The 18,882-nt window shown below is 46.1% G+C and carries 17 protein-coding genes; 8 read left to right on the plus strand and 9 right to left on the minus strand.

Going from position 1 to position 18,882, the window contains the following annotated elements:
• Positions 1-113: 113 nt before the first annotated feature.
• Positions 114-1,964 (minus strand): asparagine synthase (glutamine-hydrolyzing), encoded by a 1,851-nt coding sequence (asnB, locus tag ACGTNI_RS14130; protein ID WP_394463451.1) that lies wholly within the window; start codon positions 1,962-1,964, stop codon positions 114-116.
• Positions 1,965-2,241: 277 nt separating this feature from the next.
• A complete protein-coding gene (locus ACGTNI_RS14135) occupies positions 2,242-2,601 on the minus strand; it encodes a YisL family protein (RefSeq protein WP_394463454.1) in 360 nt (119 codons plus the stop codon).
• A 170-nt stretch (positions 2,602-2,771) separates the two neighbouring features.
• Here ACGTNI_RS14135 and ACGTNI_RS14140 point away from each other — a divergent pair, with 170 nt between their 5' ends.
• Positions 2,772-3,965, plus strand: coding sequence for an ornithine--oxo-acid transaminase (locus tag ACGTNI_RS14140; RefSeq protein ID WP_394463456.1), 1,194 nt, complete (start codon positions 2,772-2,774; stop codon positions 3,963-3,965).
• A gap of 52 nt (positions 3,966-4,017) precedes the next feature.
• Here the strand turns inward: ACGTNI_RS14140 and ACGTNI_RS14145 are convergent, their stop codons facing one another.
• A complete protein-coding gene (locus ACGTNI_RS14145; RefSeq protein ID WP_394463458.1) occupies positions 4,018-4,725 on the minus strand; it encodes a MerR family transcriptional regulator in 708 nt (235 codons plus the stop codon).
• Between the two features lie 483 nt (positions 4,726-5,208).
• Here ACGTNI_RS14145 and ACGTNI_RS14150 point away from each other — a divergent pair, with 483 nt between their 5' ends.
• Entirely contained in the window at positions 5,209-6,072 is an 864-nt protein-coding gene (locus ACGTNI_RS14150) for an SDR family oxidoreductase (protein WP_394463460.1), read from the plus strand.
• A gap of 278 nt (positions 6,073-6,350) precedes the next feature.
• Here the strand turns inward: ACGTNI_RS14150 and ACGTNI_RS14155 are convergent, their stop codons facing one another.
• Genes ACGTNI_RS14155 through ACGTNI_RS14165 form a run of 3 tightly spaced genes read right to left on the minus strand, consistent with a single transcriptional unit; the run spans position 6,351 to position 9,240 of the window.
• Entirely contained in the window at positions 6,351-6,857 is a 507-nt protein-coding gene (locus tag ACGTNI_RS14155; protein ID WP_394463462.1) for a GDYXXLXY domain-containing protein, read from the minus strand.
• Positions 6,854-8,053, minus strand: a complete 1,200-nt coding sequence (locus ACGTNI_RS14160) for a DUF2157 domain-containing protein (RefSeq protein WP_394463464.1) — start codon at positions 8,051-8,053, stop codon at positions 6,854-6,856. Before ACGTNI_RS14160 ends, ACGTNI_RS14155 begins: the two co-directional genes overlap by 4 nt.
• A 2-nt stretch (positions 8,054-8,055) precedes the next feature.
• Complete coding sequence (locus ACGTNI_RS14165; RefSeq protein ID WP_394463467.1) at positions 8,056-9,240, minus strand: DUF418 domain-containing protein; 1,185 nt, start codon at positions 9,238-9,240, stop codon at positions 8,056-8,058.
• Between the two features lie 98 nt (positions 9,241-9,338).
• Here ACGTNI_RS14165 and ACGTNI_RS14170 point away from each other — a divergent pair, with 98 nt between their 5' ends.
• From ACGTNI_RS14170 to ACGTNI_RS14195, 6 genes are all read left to right on the plus strand, one after another.
• Positions 9,339-9,557: a spore germination protein gene (locus tag ACGTNI_RS14170; protein ID WP_085506925.1), complete on the plus strand. Its 219-nt coding sequence runs from the start codon at positions 9,339-9,341 to the stop codon at positions 9,555-9,557.
• Positions 9,558-9,569: 12 nt separating this feature from the next.
• Positions 9,570-9,803: a spore germination protein GerPB gene (locus ACGTNI_RS14175; protein WP_085506924.1), complete on the plus strand. Its 234-nt coding sequence runs from the start codon at positions 9,570-9,572 to the stop codon at positions 9,801-9,803.
• A gap of 70 nt (positions 9,804-9,873) precedes the next feature.
• The gene (gene gerPC, locus ACGTNI_RS14180; RefSeq protein WP_394463469.1) at positions 9,874-10,440 is read left to right on the plus strand and encodes a spore germination protein GerPC; all 567 of its coding nucleotides are present in this window, start codon (positions 9,874-9,876) and stop codon (positions 10,438-10,440) included.
• A complete protein-coding gene (locus tag ACGTNI_RS14185; RefSeq protein ID WP_394463471.1) occupies positions 10,440-10,658 on the plus strand; it encodes a spore germination protein GerPD in 219 nt (72 codons plus the stop codon). Before gerPC ends, ACGTNI_RS14185 begins: the two co-directional genes overlap by 1 nt.
• Positions 10,651-11,043, plus strand: a complete 393-nt coding sequence (locus ACGTNI_RS14190; RefSeq protein WP_394463473.1) for a spore germination protein GerPE — start codon at positions 10,651-10,653, stop codon at positions 11,041-11,043. Before ACGTNI_RS14185 ends, ACGTNI_RS14190 begins: the two co-directional genes overlap by 8 nt.
• Before the next feature lie 28 nt (positions 11,044-11,071).
• The gene (locus ACGTNI_RS14195; RefSeq protein WP_062444286.1) at positions 11,072-11,290 is read left to right on the plus strand and encodes a spore germination protein; all 219 of its coding nucleotides are present in this window, start codon (positions 11,072-11,074) and stop codon (positions 11,288-11,290) included.
• A 63-nt stretch (positions 11,291-11,353) separates the two neighbouring features.
• On the opposite strand, the gene ACGTNI_RS14200 is transcribed toward ACGTNI_RS14195, so the two are convergent.
• The 3 genes from ACGTNI_RS14200 to addB are packed head-to-tail and all read right to left on the minus strand — an operon-like array spanning position 11,354 to position 18,875.
• Positions 11,354-11,659: an HNH endonuclease gene (locus ACGTNI_RS14200; RefSeq protein ID WP_394463475.1), complete on the minus strand. Its 306-nt coding sequence runs from the start codon at positions 11,657-11,659 to the stop codon at positions 11,354-11,356.
• Positions 11,656-15,375 carry a helicase-exonuclease AddAB subunit AddA gene (gene addA / locus ACGTNI_RS14205; protein ID WP_394463477.1) on the minus strand — a complete coding sequence of 1,240 codons (3,720 nt, stop codon included), beginning with the start codon at positions 15,373-15,375 and terminating at the stop codon, positions 11,656-11,658. The genes ACGTNI_RS14200 and addA overlap by 4 nt, the downstream gene beginning before the upstream one ends.
• Positions 15,375-18,875 carry a helicase-exonuclease AddAB subunit AddB gene (addB, locus tag ACGTNI_RS14210; protein ID WP_394463478.1) on the minus strand — a complete coding sequence of 1,167 codons (3,501 nt, stop codon included), beginning with the start codon at positions 18,873-18,875 and terminating at the stop codon, positions 15,375-15,377. The genes addA and addB overlap by 1 nt, the downstream gene beginning before the upstream one ends.
• Positions 18,876-18,882 lie beyond the last annotated feature (7 nt).

Genomic DNA, 18,882 nt, shown 5'->3' on the forward strand with positions numbered 1-18,882 from the left:
GGTTTTTTGTGAATTTAGATGCATGGAAATAACGTATAAAAATTTCATCAAATGACAGATATAGCTTAGCTTACATCCACAGACTACTGTGCCTACGGGAAGCTCTTCATGTTTCATTTTTTAATAGATACTTTATAGTGTTCAAGCCAGTAGTTGATCTGACAGAGGTGCGCTAAGAGCTGGGGACCGGTCATCAACTGTCCAAACCAAGGTATATCGACAGCCTTTCCCTTAGAATCCGCTAGTTGTTTCAGCTGTGTCCGTTCGAATAAATCAAATATAGGCGCCTGCTTATCTGCAATAATTTCATTCATCCATGTAACCACTGCTTCTGTATAAAGGGGGTTGTGGGTTTTCGGGTAAGGGTTTTTCTTCCGGTACAATACCTCATCCGGCAAAATACCTTCTAACGCCTTCCGCAGCAGTCCTTTTTCTTTTCCATCTAAATGCTTCATTTCCCACGGAACATTCCAGACATATTCCACCAAATGATGGTCACTGAATGGCACACGCACCTCGAGACTCGCTCCCATGCTCATCCGGTCCTTCCGGTCGAGCAGCGTTTGCATGAACCAGTTCATATTCAAATAAAACATCTGCCTCCGCTTCTCTTCTGTCGCTGATTCACCCGGCAGCTTTGGCATTTCGGCTATTGTTTCCTGGTAACGGGCGAGCATATAGCCTTTCAAGTCAAGCTTTTGCTGCCATTCTTTTTTCAGGAGATTGTTTCTAAAGTCTAAAGACCGAATCCACGGGAAGCCTTCCCGTTCTAATTCTTCCTTTCGATAAAACCACGGGTACCCTCCGAAAATTTCATCCGCGCACTCCCCTGATAAACCAACCGTAACTTTATCTTTCACTTCCCCACAGAACCATAGCAAGGATGAATCCACATCCGCCATCCCTGGCAAATCCCGGAACACAGTCGCCTCTTTCAATAGCTTTACTAACCGTTCATTGTCTGCGATACAGCTATGGTGGTTCGTGGCATGTTCTTTTTGAATCATTGCGATAAAATCTTTATCACTCGTCGGCTGAAACGGATTGGCTTTAAAATGCTTATCGTTGCCCTCAAAATCGATAGAGAAAGTATCAAGCGCCCCTTTGTTAGATGTCCGGTACTTTTCCGCGGCAATGGCTGTGATTGCACTTGAATCGACCCCTCCAGATAAAAATGTCCCGAGGGGAACATCGGAAACGAGCTGACGATTGACAGCATCCAGGAACAACTCTCGTACCTTTGCAACTGTCATATCAAGATTATCAGAATGTGGCTTACTTTCCACATTCCAATACCTTGATATCTTCAAACCACCCGGCTTTTTATAGACAGCACAATGACCGGGCCGTAAATCATAGATTCCTTTAAAGACGCCACATCCAGGCGTCCGTGACGGCCCCAGCGCCAATAACTCATGGAGACCTGTGTCGTCTAATGCAGCCTCTACATTCGGATGAGCCAGCAATCCTTTTATTTCAGAAGCGAACAATAAGCCACCATCCACTTCCGTGTAAAATAGCGGCTTAACTCCAAGCCGGTCCCTTGCCAGGAAAAGCTTTTGCTCCGCATCATCCCACACAGCAAAAGCAAAAATACCATTCAGATGATCGACACAGCTTTCACCCCATTGCATATAACTTGTCAGAAGTACTTCCGTATCGGAATGAGAGCGAAAGGACCAGCCTCTACTTGCCAGCTCAGCCCTCACGTGTTCCGTATTGTAAAGCTCCCCGTTGTAACATAATGTATAGCGTTTCTCTCCAGCCTGCCTCGTCATCGGCTGCCTGCCACCTTTAGGATCAATGACAATCAGCCGCTGATGGCCAAACGCGGTATGCTTGCCGAACCATTGATTTCCTTCATCGGGCCCACGGTGCTTCAGCGCTCTTCCCATTGCTGTGATGGTATCAAAGGTACAACTCAAGTCTTTATTGAAATCCGTCCATCCGACAATTCCGCACATATATCGAGCCACTCCTTTGGTTAGCTAAAAAAGATAAACTAGTATATGTGAACGGACTTACACTTATGATGTTAATTCTCATCGGCCCGAAAAGTCGAAGACTGAGGAAGCTCACCACATGCCCACGGAAAGCGATCCGTTTTCCCAGCCACCATAATTACTACCTAACGTCTCGAAACTGAGCCTTCAGCAATTGGGAGCTTATCTGGAGATTAATATTTAATAAAACCTATAAAAAAACTGCCCGGATGTAATATCCGGACAGTACAACTTATTATTAAGCTGGAAGAATACCTAATGGCATAAAGCCAAAACCTAGAATCAGTGCCAATACGAATGAAACAACTAGCTGGATCCACCAGCTAGATGCCGGCTGCCCTTTGGACACTTTAATGGCAACCATTTCTATCGCTGCTATTACCCAAAGGCCGACAAGCATCTTTACAATAACAAGTACGCCGATATTCGCATAGGAAGCGAATAGGCTGCCTCCAGAATATAAAATAACTAAATAGAACAACCGCATAACCATTTGTGTAATCTTAGCAGCTTTTGCGTTACCTGCACGTGAAAACGTCAGAACAAGCATCAATAGTGCTAAAGCTATCACCCAGGCGGTGATATGTAAATGTGCCACCAAACTTCCTCCTTTTCCTATCAATCTACCGTTATATTACCATGTTTACACAGAATATTCCTAACAAAACCTCTATTAAACCTTTCTGAAGGAATTTTTAGACTAAAGAGAAAATTGCTCTAAAACCTGTTATAATGGATGAAGATTTTCGAATGTTATGGAGGGATAGAATGACAAGAACTAGTCAAGAAATCATTGATCAGACCCAGGAATTCGGTGCAAAGAACTATCACCCACTACCGATTGTAGTAGAAAAGGCAGAAGGTGTCTGGGTAGAGGATCCAGAAGGCAACCGTTATATGGACATGCTCAGTGCTTATTCGGCTGTCAATCAGGGGCACCGTCATCCACGAATCATTGAAGCACTCAAAAACCAGGCAGACCGTGTGACTCTTACATCACGCGCCTTCCACAACGACCAGCTCGGACCATGGTATGAAAAGGTTTGTAAGCTGACCAATAAAGAAATGGCACTTCCGATGAACACTGGTGCTGAAGCAGTCGAAACTGCTATCAAAGCTGCTCGCCGCTGGGCATACGATGTCAAAGGTGTTGCGGACAATCAGGCAGAAATCATCGCATGCACAGGAAACTTCCACGGCCGCACGATGACCGCCGTTTCTCTTTCTTCTGAAGAAGAATATCAACGCGGCTTCGGTCCAATGCTTCCTGGCATCAAATTGGTTCCTTATGGCGATATTGATGCATTAAAAGAAGCAATCACAGAAAACACGGCAGGATTTTTAATTGAACCGATCCAGGGAGAGGCTGGAATCGTCATCCCTCCAGAAGGTTTCTTAAAAGAAGCTTCAGAAGTTTGTAAAGAAAACAATGTCCTGTTCATTGCCGATGAAATTCAGGCTGGACTGGCTAGAACCGGTAAAATGTTCGCCTGCGACTGGGAAAACGTCACACCTGATATGTTGATCTTAGGTAAAGCCCTTGGCGGAGGTGTCTTCCCGATTTCTACAGTAGTAGCCAATCGTGAAATCCTCGGCGTCTTCAACCCAGGTTCCCATGGTTCTACCTTTGGTGGTAATCCGCTTGCTTGCGCTGTATCACTGGCTTCCCTTGAAGTACTGGAAGATGAAAAGCTGGCGGACCGCTCGCTGGAATTGGGCAACCTGATGATGGGCGAATTGAAAAAAATCAACAACCCGGTTATCAAAGAAGTCCGCGGAAAAGGATTATTCATTGGCGTGGAACTAACGGAAGCGGCCCGCCCTTATTGCGAACAGTTAAAGGAAAGAGGCCTGTTATGTAAAGAGACACATGAAAACGTCATCCGTTTCGCGCCTCCATTAATCATTAACCGCAATGATTTAGAATGGGCGATCGACCATATCAAAGAAGTTTTATCATAAGAAAAACCGAGCCTGATCCGATATTCAGGCTCGGTTTTATTCATTTTATAGCTTATTGCCGGAACATGGCGAAAAACCTGCCCCAAATTCCTTGAGGTTTTTCCTGTACCGTTTGTTCCAGACGTCTATTAAAGTCATTCTGCATACGCCATTCCCTCTGCTGCTCTTCCCGCATGCTTTTCATTTCTTCCCGAAGCATTTCGCTCCGCTCTCTTTCTTGTTCCAATAACGTTTCGTAATGGTTTTTTTGCTGTTCGGTCAAACGTTCCAACTTAGCCTGTGTCTTTTGCGCCGAGTTGCCGATACCCGAGCTGATGACATGGTGATCCTGCTGGAGACGGGAAACTGTCGTCTTAAGCTGAGATACTTCATTGGTCAGCTGCATGTTCATTTCTCTCGAGGCTGCAAGTTCATTAGCTAGCATTTGAAAGAATTCCTTCATTTGTGCAGGATCCTGAAGGGATTGATCATATGTATCGTTTACCGCTACAGCGGTCTCCTCTGATTCTAACCGTTCTTTTTGCTGTTCTACCAGTTCCTTCGTTATTACATCTAAAGGCTTGTCCGTATCGCGTATCGCTATAAGCGCTTCGACATCAGACCTGACGAAGATGCGACGGTCGCCGTCTTTGAAAAACTCATATCCATTCCGTTCCAACTTCTGGCCATACTTTCGCACAGTCGGCGTTGCAATACCTACCTCTTCCGCTACTTCCTTGGTGGTATAAGCTCGTTCATTCGGTTGTATATCGTGTCGCATATCGGACCTCCTTCTCTCTAATTTCTAATATGAAGGTTTTTCAGATAATTTGCAAGATGTATCGTCAACCGATATGACAGAAAAAATAAAAAGAGTCAATAAGCCCATATCTAAAGGAATAGACCAGGGCAAATCCCTCCTAATCTCTCCTTTTTTTCTGCTTCTCATTACCTATAATCCTCTTGGCCTTACGATGGATCACTTTTCTAGAAGCTACCTATTCGCTACAGTTTTTTATATCGCCCCTCGCTACAAACGCTACAGAATCCCCGGTGATTTCATAGGCGTATCGCCTGTTTTCCTTATAACAAAGGGATTTAACCGTCCAGCAGATCGCTTGTGTATCGCTTCTGCCCTCTCCTCATTCAAGGTCCTATCGACAAAAAATTGCCCGGGGAATAATAAGGCTCCCTGCTGTGTTAAAACTGTACGCGCTGGGCAACCTAAGTCTAAATCTATTAATACATAGGAGGATGATATCATATGCCTAGCAAGAAGAAAGAAATACAGCCAAAGCAGCATCAGGATCGCCAGCCTGGCTTTGAAAACGAAATGAAACCGCTGCCGGAATTTGACGATAAAAGCTATAAAGGCAGTGGCAAATTGCAAGGAAAAGTTGCTATTATCACTGGTGGAGACAGTGGAATCGGCCGAGCTGTAAGCGTATATTTCGCCAAAGAAGGTGCAGATGTCGCTATCCTTTATTTAGACGAACATGAAGATGCCCAGTCGACAAAGCAACTCGTGGAGAACGAGGGCAGTAGGTGTGAAGTCATCAACGGAGATATCGGTCAGGCCGATTTTTGCGAATCATCAGTTAAACAAATCATCAAGAGTATGGGCAAGGTCGATATTTTGGTTAATAACGCTGCCATTCAATTTCCTCAGGAGAACTTTCTCCATATTACTAATGAGCAAATGGAGAACACCTTCCGTGTCAACTTTTTTTCCTACTTCTATATGACTAAGGCGGTTCTCCCTCATATGAAAAAGGGGTGCAGTATTATTAACACTTCATCTGTAACTGCTTACGAAGGTAACGAACAGTTAATTGATTATTCTGCTACCAAAGGTGCCATTACCACCTTCACTCGTTCCTTGGCAAAGTCACTGGTAGGTCAAAGTATCCGCGTGAACGGTGTTGCTCCTGGCCCGATTTGGACACCTCTTATTTCAGCCAGCTTCGATAAACAGCAGGTAGCCGAATTCGGTTCCGACAATCCGATGGGCCGGCCAGGGCAGCCAAGGGAGCTTGCGCCGGCCTATGTTTACTTAGCCAGTGATGACTCCAGCTATGTCACCGGCCAGATGATACACGTCAACGGTGGTATACCAGTCAACGGATAACCTATGAGCTAGAACTTATCTTTGTCTTTTATCCACCTTTTGGTATAAACTATTTCGATTATCAGCCCTGCTAATAAAAGAAATACAAGAAAATAGGCAGGAGCTGCGTCTGGTAACAATGCTAATAAGCCAAATGGTGCAATGGAAATGAACAGAACAACTTGCCAACGTTTTATAACGGAGAAGACCTTTCGCCTTGGGTGAATGATTTTTACCTCCTTCTCGTCGAGAAAAGCAGTTCATTTAGAAATTTCAACCTTCTAAATGAACTGCATTCTTTAGTCTAACTTTAAATCAACGATTTTTTTCTGTCCCCATGGAGCGACAACTACTTCGACAATCCTATCATCTCTTTGTTGTTCATACTGTTCTCCCGTATTTTCTTCCACATGATAACGGTTAATTCCATAAGTGACCATGTGCTCAGACCGTCCATCGTTATGCCATTGATATTTACCCTTTAAGCGTACCTGCCCTGCAGCTGGGTCCAGCTTTTCCTGAGATGCTGCTGCTACCTGATAAAGTCCGTTTTCTCCTTCTTCAAGAAGAACATAAACGATTTCTCCATATTCCGGTACAGCTCCTGACCATTTTCCTTCCTCAATGGCTTCTATTTCATAATTCAATATAACGTAATCCCCGTAGAAAAGATCACGCGGATCAATCGGGGCTGTTTTCAGCTGGATTGTTTCCCCAAAGGCATCCATAGCATAATAGGCGACCGACATACCGGCTAAAAACAACACCTGAGCAGCGACAATAATATAGAAGGCGAAACGCTTCATATTTCCTGCCCCCTTTTCGATAAATTCCTACGCTTCCGTTCAAGAAAGAAGCTGAGCAGAAACAACAGGATGCCGCCAATAAAGAAGAACAGTGATTTATCCATAAAGTCCCAGGCCAGTTGAATATAAGCGACGAGGATACTAAGGACGAAGGCCACTGTCCCTTTGGTCACCAAGTCCGATTCCTCTGTCTGATAGCCCCGCAGCAGCCAGCCAAGCGAATATATGAAAAGAAGCATCAGTACGAGCATCGATCCTGCTTCCAGGAAAAAGACTGGTAAAAACAGCACAAGATTGAGCATTAGAATCAGGTTATCTCTCCTCCATAAAAGATAAACTGCTGCTACCATAAGCACCGCCCAGATGACAAGAAATAGAATATCCCCATTTATGGATTCGTTAAAATAATCGATCTCTAACATGAATACTTGCCAGATAGCGAGGATGAACATACCAGCCACGCTCAGTTTAGTAAACGGGATACGGATGCCCGGCTTTGATACAACGTGACCTGTAACATAAAGAACCAGCAGATAAAGAATCAGCCATTGAAATGATTCATGTTCGACAAGACTAAGGATAAGCGCCTGCAGCATGTAGCTCAGCGCAAATAACGTTCCATACAGCCAATCAGCCCGGTGATAGACAAAATGACCGAAGCCGAATAAGAGTAATAGGCCAAGCATCAAATGATATTCCGAAAAATTGCCGACACTGTACACCTGTCCAACCGTTGTTATAATAATTGCCAGTATAAACAATGTCCGTTCTTCAAATAACGCAAATACCAGCAATGCAGCCAATGCCCACATGAAAAATGGAAACGCACTGAATGAGGTGTAGTTGTACATTTGCCCGGTCAGGAATATTCCCGAGCCAAATATCAGCACTGCTATGATGAGCAGGCTGACCCCAACTGCCTCCGACCGTTTACGGTAAACATGGTCTCCTGCCAGATAAAACCCCAGCATTGCCAGGATGATGATCGCCATCCTGGCAATGTGGGGGATTGCTCCCCAGTTGGATGCGATGAAGCTTAAAAAGCCCAACCCAATGAATATAGCGGCCAGGGTCAATAAAACAGGCTTCTGATTCCGATTCGGATACAGTTTTATTATTTCTTCCAACTGATCCTTCTCAATAATTCCTTTGTCGACCCATTTTTTCCCTTCACTCTTTACTTGATGCCTATTCATTTCTACCCCTCCTGCCGCCTGCGTAATGGCTGTTTTTTTCCATAAGTCAGTGTACGCCAGATCCACTCTAATGGTCCGTAACGATAGGATTGCAGCCACCATTTACTTGCTATCGTCTGCACACTGTAAAACAAGACGACGATTATAACGCTCCATAACGGGGACACTTGCCCATACAGCCCAAACCCGACGGAATAAAATAACAAAAAAGCGAATAATGACTGCAAAATATAGTTGGAAAGTGATAACTTGCCGACATAGCTTAACCCTCGCAACCATCGCTTCCCTATCGGAGACTGATACAGCAAAGTAACACTGACAACGTAAAAGACCGCAGAAGCACTGCCACCGATATTATCCTGCATTAACTGGCACCAGGCTGGATTCCCAAAGAGATAAGGTCCTGCCTTAAACACGAGGAATAACAGGAATGTCACTGCCCATAAGGAAACTAATGCCCTCTTATGTCTTTTTGGCTGATGCAGCCATTTTTTCCGGGCGATATACATCCCAAACAAAAACATCGGCAAAAGACTCATGATAAGAAACGGCCAGTTCATCGGGGCGTTGGTATAGTTCCAATCATTGAGATTCTGGGACCAGATATCGAATAATGTCCCATTTCCGTAATTTTCTTCAGCCTGTTCGATAGCAGGCTCATTTACCCATCCCCCATAATCAGAACCTAAGCTGTAAAGGCTGAATGTAAAAAACACAGTGAAGATCAAAAGCATACTGAATCCCCAGGCCAACAATGTTTTTTTCTTACGATTCAAGAAGAATAATAACAATAAACCAATTAGCCCATAGGATAGTAATATATCACCGTGCCAGATCAAAAAAGCGTGGATGAGTCCGAAACCGATTAATATCACTAACCGGCGGCCGATAATATATTTGGCGTGCAAACCTTTATCAGCAAGCCGCTCTCTCATCATTTCTATTCCAAAACCAAATAAAAATGAGAACAGCGTATAAAAGCTGGCCTGGAAAAATATATCGATGATCGCCTGGATGGTATGGCTAGTCCCGGAAGACCAGTAGATTTCTTCCCCGCCATATAAAAAATACGGCGCATTGAAAGCAGGAACGTTGACCATGAATATACCAAAGATGGCCAAACCACGGGCAGCATCAATCCATTCCAACCGTTCCGCTTCCCGTAATGGTGTTCCAATGTCCTTCATCGTGCTCACTCCTTTATCTATATTTTACTGCTTTCATTTCTAACTTAATAGATAAGGATTAAATAAAATTTATACATATTCAAAAAAGGAGGCTCATCATGCCAGCACAAGTAGGCGCAGTAAAAGTCCTGTCCATTTCTTCTTCCAGCATCTTCAATATCGGAGACGTTTATATGATTGCTCCTACCAGTTCAGCAAAAACATTTGCCGGCGGAGGATCATTCAATTCAGGCGATGGAATCCGGGTCGATTTAGGAAGATCTGTCACCTATGTTAATGACCGGGATGTCTATGACCAGTCCAAAGTGAAAAAATAGGAGGTGTCGACTATGAGTATCACCATCCACCAGTCTATTTGTATTAACCTGCTGAAAATCGGCGCTGTCACCAATTCTTCGGTTCTTCAAATAGGCAGCGCTGGTTCGATTCAGTCTCGTGCTGAGCTGTATAACACCGGGGGCTTTACTGAACCAGCTCCGTTGGCTGAGCCTCTCGAAGGTGAGATAGGAACCTATGAACCTGGCGGTGGGCCGATGGTGCCGCTGTCAGCACCAGGAGGATGATTTTAGAATCACAGCTTACGTTCTTTTGCATAAATTAGGGATATAGCCTAATTCCAACGGGGGTGATGGAATGAATTATTACGGTTCATGGCAGCAGTATATGGAGCAGATGATGAAACAGCTGCAAGAGCAGCAGAAAGAAATCAAGGCCTTGTACCAAAAGTTAGAATCCCTTGAACAAAACCATTCCGATCAGCCCAGGACAGTGATAGAAAAGATAGAATATAATTTTGATCAGTTAAAAATAGAATCATTGGAAGGTACCCTTCATATCGGATTAACGCCACAAGAATTGAGTGAAATCGATGATGCTTCCTTATGGCGCCAGCAGGATCCTATCCAGAAAGCAGCACCCAAACCAGAAAACCAGCAGGTTCTGGAGGAATTAGACCACTACCTCACAGAGCAAGGCGGTGCCATCATCCGCAGCCTCGCCACTCATCACCAGGTAGACATGAATCAGCAAGTAGAACAGAGCATCATTCAGGATATCCGAAATCAACTGCCTTCGCGGATTGAACATTATATAAACCAGGATTCGAAACCAGGTCCGGAAACGATTGTCCAACAAATTAAGACGGAGATCGAGCATTCTATCGCTCAATATCTGGAACAATCCAAAGGAGAAGATAAATAATGGCTTTTATTGTCCATAATTGGGGGCTCCATGTTGGGAATGTAGACATCACGGGGATTTCATCTTCTTCCGTATTTTTAATCGGAGATAATAAACAAATACGGCTGAATTCTTATTTTGACACCCCCCCTGAATCCTTGATTATTGGTCCATTCGTTCCTTTAGGCACAAATAGCGGCATAGGAGATAACACGGTGGAGACAACGGAAGATGAATAAACGGCTTGTAAAGTTGGATGACATCAAAGTTATCGATGTTGTCTATGGAACTACTTTCATCATTGGGGACAGTCACCGGGCGACGCCATTTGCAAGAGTGATAGCCATCCAAAAAGAAGGCGCAAGATTTGATGAAGAAGCCTATTCCTATGATCAATACCCAATTTTCACGAGACAATTCAAACGGCTCCCGCCCTCCGGTGCTATTAACGATATCCATTACCATCACAACCCAACGATCCATGTTGGTAGAGTCAGGGTTAACGGTGCTTCCACTTCTTCCATGATACAAATCGGCAGTCTTGATGAACTGGAGGCGGAAGCACGGGTGAAGCATATTCGGATCCTCCAGGATGAACAAGAAGAGAACACAGGCATAGACTGAATGAGAGACTTTTTGAAGGAGTGGTAAGATGCCATCGATTGTCGGCCCCATAAAAATCAACAGCGTTGGCGGCGGGGTCATAAACTTTGGAGATGCTTTCTACCTGTCTCCGAAAAGCACATCGAAAACCAACGCCGGTTCCGGTTCTTTGAATACCGGTGATTTTATCAATACGAACAACGGATTCAGCTCCACCAATCCTTTCGATCCGGATGTCAATGACCAGAACGTTGCCGGAAATGCATAACAAAGACGCTGCAGCTAAATAGCGCAGCGTCTTTTTATGAGTAAAAACAATTATTTGGGATGTTCACCGCTGGTTACGCCTTCGATGCGATTTCCTGGTCGTAATCTTCTTCTGCGGGTCCTGCTTTTTCACCCAGCGCAAATACTTTGCCATATCGGGGTGGTCGGCAAGCCGCTCCAATGTATGATAAAAACCTGCCAGTTCTTCATTCGTAAATAAGGCGTGGATTTGTCGATGACAAGTGCTGCACAACTGGGCAGTCGGCCCATCCGCGCCTCCATACTCTTTTGGAATCAAGTGGTGGACGGTCGTCGTAACCGGTGACCTCCCGCATAAATCGCATGTTTTGTCATCGAATTGCCGTATCATCTTTTAACCTGCTCCGTGGAAAGCAAAAGTGGTCCATCGAAAAAATAAAGACACTTTTCCACGACTGGTTCTTTCCATATCTTTTCGAGTGCAGTCTGGTAGAGCTGTAATTGCACTTCATACCTGGAAGAAAGCTTTTCCTTCAGCTCCCCGGTCACCTCTTCTGTAATCGTATCGGTTTTATAATCAAGAATCAGCCATCCACCCTCATATGGTACGACACAGTCGATGACACCTTGAACGAAGACCTGTTCATCAGTTTCACCCTCCCAGTCGCGGTACACCTGATGGGCCGGAAGCGTCAAACTGAAAGGCACCTCTTTTTCAACCTGATCCGCCTGAAGAACGAATTCCCCGATCCCGGTATCAAAAAAAGCTGCAATTGCTGCATTATCGATAATATCCGCTTCTTCTGGACGGAGCACTTCCCGATCTACTAATTCCAGCACAAATTCCCGGACTTCGTGTTCTGAATATTTTCTTGTGAACGGCAAATGCTGCATGACTGTATGCATCGCGGTGCCTCGCTCTGCTGCCGTCACCTTCTTCTCTTCCTGCATGAAACGCGGTCGCTTGATAATCGGTGCTTTGAACGGCAGTACCATATCGTTGCTGCTATATTCATCCAATTCTTCCCGCTGCCTTTTCAGTTCGGTTACCGACTGCTTAGCCCGGGAATTTGCAGCCTGATGATAGGGATAGGCAAAATTTAATCGGCGGTCTACTTTCTCTGACTCCCCATTCCCCTCGACTTCTTTCCAACCGTATACAGCGTCTTTTAAGCGCTCATCGCGGTTTTTTTCTAATTCCTCCAGCTGGTTATAGGCACTGCCATGCTTCACTTCTACCCGCCATTCCGATTCATCCTGCCAGATATCCTCCGACGTTTTTACTTCGAGATCCGGATTCCTTAGTGGCTCTGTTTTATGATGCCTGATCAAAGCCGGACCGACCCAATCGAGATAGCTTTTTGATTCAAGACGATAATGCGGTGGCAGTACCCAACTCGGGTGCTCCAGGAATTCCAGCCACTTATCCTGCTTTTTCTCGAAGGAGGCGACGTTTCCGACCATGACGAGCTTTTCTTTCGCCCTTGTCAATGCGACATATAAAACCCGCATCTCTTCCGCCAGCAATTCGCGAAGCTTTTCACGTTTTAAGGCGTGGTAAGCAAGCGTAGGATACATTATCCGTTTTTCCGGGTTGATGTAGCGGGTCCCGAAACCATAATCTTTGTGCAGCAGGTATTTCGACCGGAGATCCATCTGGTTGAACTGTTTATCCATTCCGCCCAGAATAACAACCGGAAACTCGAGCCCTTTACTCTTATGAATGGTCATGATCCGTACGACATCTTCCTGTTCCCCCAAAGCACGGGCGGCACCAAGGTCATCGCCCCGCTCCTCGATTCGTTCGATGAATCGTAAGAAACGGAACAGTCCCCGGAAAGAAGTTGCTTCATAGGAACGTGCCCGGTCATACAAAGCGCGCAGGTTCGCCTGACGTTGCCGTCCCCCTGGAATACCTCCCACAAAATCATAGTAGCCGGTTTCCCGGTAGATTTCCCATATCAGCTCTGACAATGCTCCCTGCCGTGCACGTACCCGCCACGAATGGAGCTGTTCCAAGAAACTGTCAATCTTGCGCTTAACCTCTGGATCCCCACTAAAAGCTTTCATCGCTTCATAGTAAGTCGTACGCTGTTTAGCAAGCCTGATTTGTGCCATTTGTTCTTCATCGAGCCCGACGATCGGTGAATGAAGCACCGACGCCAGCGGGATATCCTGCTGTGGGTTATCGATAACCTTTAAGAGACTTAACATGATTTTTATTTCAATGGCTTCAAAATAACCGGAAGACAATTCAGCATACACCGGGATCCCCTGCTGTTTCAGTTCATCGACAATCGTAGGCGCCCACGTCATCGAGCGCATCAAAATCACGATATCCCGGTACTGGACCGGACGCTGAAATTCTGTCTCTTTATCGATGACCTGGAGTGGCTCCTGTTCATTTTGACCGATCCACGTTTTGATCAGCTGGCCGTATGCACGGGCTTCGATCTGTGCTTTTTCCAAGTCACGATAGTCTTCCCCATCTTCTGAGGGCTGGTCGTCCGACGCTTCCCGGTCAATCACCAATAGCTCAGCATCCGTATCAAAGGAAGTGAGTTCATCATAGATGGAATTGCTGTAAATGAGTTCGGCATCGGCCTCATAGTTCATCTCGCCGACTTCCTCATCGAGGATCTGGCGGAATATATAGTTTGTTGCTGCCAGCACCTGCTTCCGGCTTCGGAAATTACGGGCTAAATCAATCCGCTCCCCATGGTGGTCGTCTTCTTTGAACTGCTGGTATTTATCCAAAAACAACGTTGGCTCGGCATGGCGAAACCGGTAAATACTTTGCTTCACATCACCGACCATGAATAGATTTCCACCCTGTTCTCCACCAGCCAATAGTAAAAGAAGCGTTTCCTGGACAAGATTCGTATCCTGATACTCATCGACGAGTACCTCGGAGAACTTTTCCTGGAAATCAAACGCGACGTTTGATGGGATTAGATGATCCGCGGTAGATGCTTCGTCACGCAGGACGTCTAAGCAATAATGCTCCAGGTCAGAAAAGTCGACGATCGCTTTTTCCCTTTTCAGCCGAGTGTAGCGCTCACGGAAGTCATTTACCAATGTCACCAGCTGGGCAATGACAGGATGTAATTCCTTCATATCAGCAAGATGGCCTTCTAATGAGCGTGTGAACCATTCACCAGCCATGTCATTCCATCGTTTTTTGTAGCTGTCCCGTATCGCTTTCACCTGATCTTTTTTTGCTTCATCGCAATCCGCCTTTTTACTGGATAGCCGTGCAAACTTGCTCGTCTGCATAAATTCCTGAAGTTTTTCCCATGACATGCCAGCAAGCCCTTTCGCTTCCTGAACCATGGCAAGGTCGGCATCGATTGTTTCGGCATAATGATAAGGACCATCTGCTCGCCTTGTGACTTCCAGTGCTTTTTCCGCTTCCACTTGAATTGCATCCAGCTGGCTGTCCACTTCCCGCTTCAGCATCTTCAGCCAAGGAAGGTCTGATTCCTCGATATCTTCCGTAATGTGATACATCGCCGCCATCTGATCCAACCAGTTTTCCGGAGATGGATTCTGCATCGCAAACGTGTATAAGTCGATGATCAATGACTCCACTTCCAAATCACTGCGATCGTTGGAAAAACGGTCGACGACTGCGAAGAAAGCTTCCCGCTCTACTCCTTCTTTTCCATACCAGTCTTCGAATAATTCTTCCAGCACTTCCTGCTGCAGGAGATCGGCTTCAATATCATCCGCAATCCGGAAGTTGGGATCTATATCGAGCAAATAAGCATAGCGGCGCACGACTTCCATACAGAAGGAGTGCAAGGTAGAAATGGATGCCGTCTGAAGCAGGGATAACTGTTTCTTTAAGTGATTGGATTCCGGATTCTCCTCGAGGGCTTTGCTAAGCGCCAGACCGACACGGCTTCTCATTTCCTGGGCAGCCGCGTTGGTGAAAGTTACGACTAACAGGGAATCGATATCAACCGGGCTTGTTGGATGCAGCAGCTTTTGAATGATCCGTTCAACCAAAACGGCGGTCTTACCGGAGCCTGCGGCCGCTGAGACAAGTACATCCCGCCCGCTTGTATGAATCGCCCGTTCTTGTTCTTCTGTCCAGCGAACCATTAGACATCCCCCTCTCTTTCTTGTTTCGCAATCCGCTCTAAGACTTCCTCATCTTTCATATCTTGCAGCTTGCGAAATTTGTTCTCTTCTAATGTTGGGTCGAATTGGCAGACAGAGCGAAATGGACAATACGTACAAGCTGTCTGCTGATCATGCTGGAATGGGTCCAGCTTTACTTTTCCATTCGTGATACTCGTACCCGCCTGTATCATGATGTCGCGAATATAGCCCTGCAGGCGTTCAAACATATCCAAGTCCGCCGTTTTGGAACTTTTGTAAAATCCGCCTTTAGCCGTGAGTCCGGCCGGAACCATGTTACTTGTCCCTTTTTCCAGGCTCGTATCCATCATTTGAACAATCTGTTGATTTTCCAACAGCAAGCCCTGCATTTTGAATTTCTTCAGGATTTCATCTTCAATCTTACTGTCTTCCATTTTCTGCTTGCCGGAAATCATCGGATTATGGACATGGAAGTATAGCACTCCGGCAGGCGATGCCTTGGCACCAAGCCAATGTTCCGCATAGGTAAGCACGACATCGAGATAGGACAGCATCTGAAGCGCCAATCCATAATAGACTTCCACCAGGTTCAACCCTTTAGCGCTTGATTTATAATCGATGATCCGAAGAAACAATTCGTCCTGATTGAGCGCTTTATCAACCCGGTCGATTCTCCCCCTGAGCATCAATTCAAATCCATTCGGTAAATCAAGCGTCAGCGGCGGAAGTTCGTCTTTAGGTCCGAAGCCAAGTTCCATTCCAACAGGTGAAAATTTCGAGTTTCTTGCCTGTTCACTCAATACAAACGCCGCTCTTGCAATGACGCTCTGCAGTTTATGCTGTAAGTATTGATAACGGTTGGAGCTATGCAGAATCTGATGCTGAAGTATCGGTGCCAATTCTGTTACGGCACGGGTCGCATACTGGGTACTCGTTCGTTTATCCAGTTGGGAGAAGTCTTTTCCTTCTGCCTGAATCCACTCGGTGATTTTTTTCAAGGCTTCGTGGAACAGCTGACCGATGTCAGGTGCATCCAATTTATAAGTTTTCCTCTCTTCCAGCTGCAGGCTGTACCTGGCAAAGTGCTGATAAGAGCAGCGGTTATGCATTTCAAGTCTGGACACACTTGCCTTGACCTGCTTCGGATACAATTGTTCTGTCGTCTCCCTGCTTAAATTCACCGGTTTATTTTGATAGAAAAGACTTTCGAGAATGCGGTTGGTGAGCCCGCCTTTATGTTCATGTCGGACGTACCAGTTGAACACATCCCACCAGACCGGCCGCATGCTGTACCCTTTCAAATAACGGGATAGTTGTGCCGTAAGTGCCCCTCTTGTCTTTGTTTTTGTAGTAATGAAACGGTCAGCATCTTCCAGGTCGTCAGGGTCCTGAAGCAGGATATGATCCTGACAGCAAGGAAACAATTCTTCCAACCGGCGGATAATCGGTGAGGGGGTTTTCGATTTCCCTTCCTCGTTGCTGAGCGGGTAACTGATCCACAACCGGTCGCGCGGCATCGTCAGCGCGAGATATACATAAAAGCGGTCATCCAGAAGCTGCCGTTTACTGCCATCAGCGAGCTTCAGTCCATGGGTCGCTAATAAATCACGTTCTTCCTCACTGATCATCCCATCACCAGAAGGCTTCATCGGCCATATGCCTTCCGTTACTCCAAGCAAAAAGGCGGCCTTGATGCCAGAGATTCTTGATCGGTCGACAGTACCCACGATGACGTGGTCCATACTTGGCGGGACGTGAGAAAACCGTAACGATTCGAGACCACTTTCCACCGTGTTGCGGAACACTTGGAGAGACATCGTCTCTTCTCCTGCCATCTCGACAATTTCATCGAGCAGCTGCAATACCGCATCCCATACCTGTTCCTGCTCCCGGCCGCGCTCAATTTGACCGTTTTCATCGAAGTCATCCCGCCATTTTTCCAATTGTCCGGGGACATTCATCGCTTCCAGCCAAGTGTAGATGACGCGGCATTTTTCCCCAATCGACTGCGCTTCTCTCAACCCTTCGTCAAATGTTTCGAGAATGTTGGTCACCTGGCTGCGATAGCGGTTTATCCGGTTCTGTTTCGCCCGTTCCTCATCGGTCTGGGAAGCCTGATCGAAGCCGCGGAAACGCTGGTATACCCATGGTTCCTTGCTGCACCAGCGCTCACGGGATCGAATGCCATATTCAAGGACATAGTTTTCCAATTCATCAATGGCATCCTCGTCAAGCGGGTACCGGCGGTCGTCTGCCAGGCTGAATCCGCTTTTCAAGAGTCGGAACACCGCATCGTAACGCCAGTTTCCTTCGACAACATCCAGTCCGGACCGGATTAATTCGATCAGAGGATGATTGAGCATCGTCCGCTTCTCATCAAGGAAAACTGGAATCTCATAATCTTTGAACACAGTTGTAATCAGGTCATGGTACGTATCGGGTTCGCGCATTAAAATAGCAATGTCTTTGTAACGGTAACCTTCATCCCTGACCAGACGCAGGATTTCCTGTGCTACTCCTTCGACTTCGGCACGAGGATGGACTGCTTCTGCGATCTGAATCGGTGCCTCCCCTTGATAAGGAGGAGCCGGCCGTTCATCGAAATAGTTCTCCATATGCAAAAAGTGCGGCCTGTCTTTGAACCTGCCTTGCTTGTTATCGAGAATCGTGGTCCCATCAAAGTTGATGCCTTGTTCTTCAGCCATGGCAGCTAATGTTTCATAGGTTTCTCCTGTTTCATGGAATAAGTCGAGCTCGGAGCGATCACCCGCAGACGGCTTATCAAGCGTCAAGGCGACATGCACACACTTCGTACGTTTTAATAAACCCTCGATAACCATCATTTCCTGCGGGGTGAAGCTGTGAAAACCGTCAATATAAATTTCCGCGCCTTCCAGGAACCGTGCCGTCGGAATTTTATCCGCCAGCATCTGCAGCTGATCTTCCCCATCCATATATTGATCTCTAAGCGCATGGTCCAGCCGGTCATATATATAGCTTAAATCCTCAAGCTTATTGCGCAGGGCGATTTCACTGGCATATTGGTGTGTGAACTGATCAATAGCTTCCATCTGCCCATGGAGCACCTCCGGAGTAATCCGGTAACGTTTAAATTCGGTAATCATCCCTTCCAGTTGTTCCATGAAGCCCTGCTTTTCGATCGCTTTTTGAAAAACGAGCCAGTCCGTTGTCCGTTCTTCCGTGATTTTCCGAAGCATCATCTGAATTCCGGTAGAGCTTATGTACTTCCGGGTATTTCCTCCCGTTTCCTGCAGCACCCGCCATGCCAGCCTGGAAAAACTGAACACCTGAGCGCGGATCGAACCTTCAATCCCATCCCGCTGTAATAGTGCATATTCCTGCTGGAACGTCATCTGGTCCGGGACGAGATAGATAATCGGCGGTCCTTTTGGGTCTTCTTTTAACTTTGCTTCGATTTCTTCCATGACGGCAGAGCTTTTACCGGCTCCGGACCGTCCGAGTATGAATCGGATTCCCATCGAATGG

Source organism: Thalassobacillus sp. B23F22_16 (genome assembly GCF_043496955.1).
GTDB classification, from domain to species: domain Bacteria; phylum Bacillota; class Bacilli; order Bacillales; family Halobacillaceae; genus Thalassobacillus; species Thalassobacillus devorans_A.

Bases quoted from the DNA above. Each gene is read 5' to 3' on its own strand.
- addB (WP_394463478.1), bottom strand. From the start codon at position 18,875: ATGGGAATCCGATTCATACTCGGACGGTCCGGAGCCGGTAAAAGCTCT.
- ACGTNI_RS14185 (WP_394463471.1), top strand. From the start codon at position 10,440: ATGGCTTTTATTGTCCATAATTGGGGGCTCCATGTTGGGAATGTAGAC.
- ACGTNI_RS14195 (WP_062444286.1), top strand. From the start codon at position 11,072: ATGCCATCGATTGTCGGCCCCATAAAAATCAACAGCGTTGGCGGCGGG.
- ACGTNI_RS14165 (WP_394463467.1), bottom strand. From the start codon at position 9,240: ATGAAGGACATTGGAACACCATTACGGGAAGCGGAACGGTTGGAATGG.
- ACGTNI_RS14140 (WP_394463456.1), top strand. From the start codon at position 2,772: ATGACAAGAACTAGTCAAGAAATCATTGATCAGACCCAGGAATTCGGT.
- gerPC (WP_394463469.1), top strand. From the start codon at position 9,874: ATGAATTATTACGGTTCATGGCAGCAGTATATGGAGCAGATGATGAAA.
- ACGTNI_RS14145 (WP_394463458.1), bottom strand. From the start codon at position 4,725: ATGCGACACGATATACAACCGAATGAACGAGCTTATACCACCAAGGAA.
- ACGTNI_RS14160 (WP_394463464.1), bottom strand. From the start codon at position 8,053: ATGAATAGGCATCAAGTAAAGAGTGAAGGGAAAAAATGGGTCGACAAA.
- asnB (WP_394463451.1), bottom strand. From the start codon at position 1,964: ATGTGCGGAATTGTCGGATGGACGGATTTCAATAAAGACTTGAGTTGT.
- ACGTNI_RS14175 (WP_085506924.1), top strand. From the start codon at position 9,570: ATGAGTATCACCATCCACCAGTCTATTTGTATTAACCTGCTGAAAATC.
- ACGTNI_RS14190 (WP_394463473.1), top strand. From the start codon at position 10,651: ATGAATAAACGGCTTGTAAAGTTGGATGACATCAAAGTTATCGATGTT.
- addA (WP_394463477.1), bottom strand. From the start codon at position 15,375: ATGGTTCGCTGGACAGAAGAACAAGAACGGGCGATTCATACAAGCGGG.
- ACGTNI_RS14155 (WP_394463462.1), bottom strand. From the start codon at position 6,857: ATGAAGCGTTTCGCCTTCTATATTATTGTCGCTGCTCAGGTGTTGTTT.
- ACGTNI_RS14170 (WP_085506925.1), top strand. From the start codon at position 9,339: ATGCCAGCACAAGTAGGCGCAGTAAAAGTCCTGTCCATTTCTTCTTCC.
- ACGTNI_RS14200 (WP_394463475.1), bottom strand. From the start codon at position 11,659: ATGATACGGCAATTCGATGACAAAACATGCGATTTATGCGGGAGGTCA.
- ACGTNI_RS14150 (WP_394463460.1), top strand. From the start codon at position 5,209: ATGCCTAGCAAGAAGAAAGAAATACAGCCAAAGCAGCATCAGGATCGC.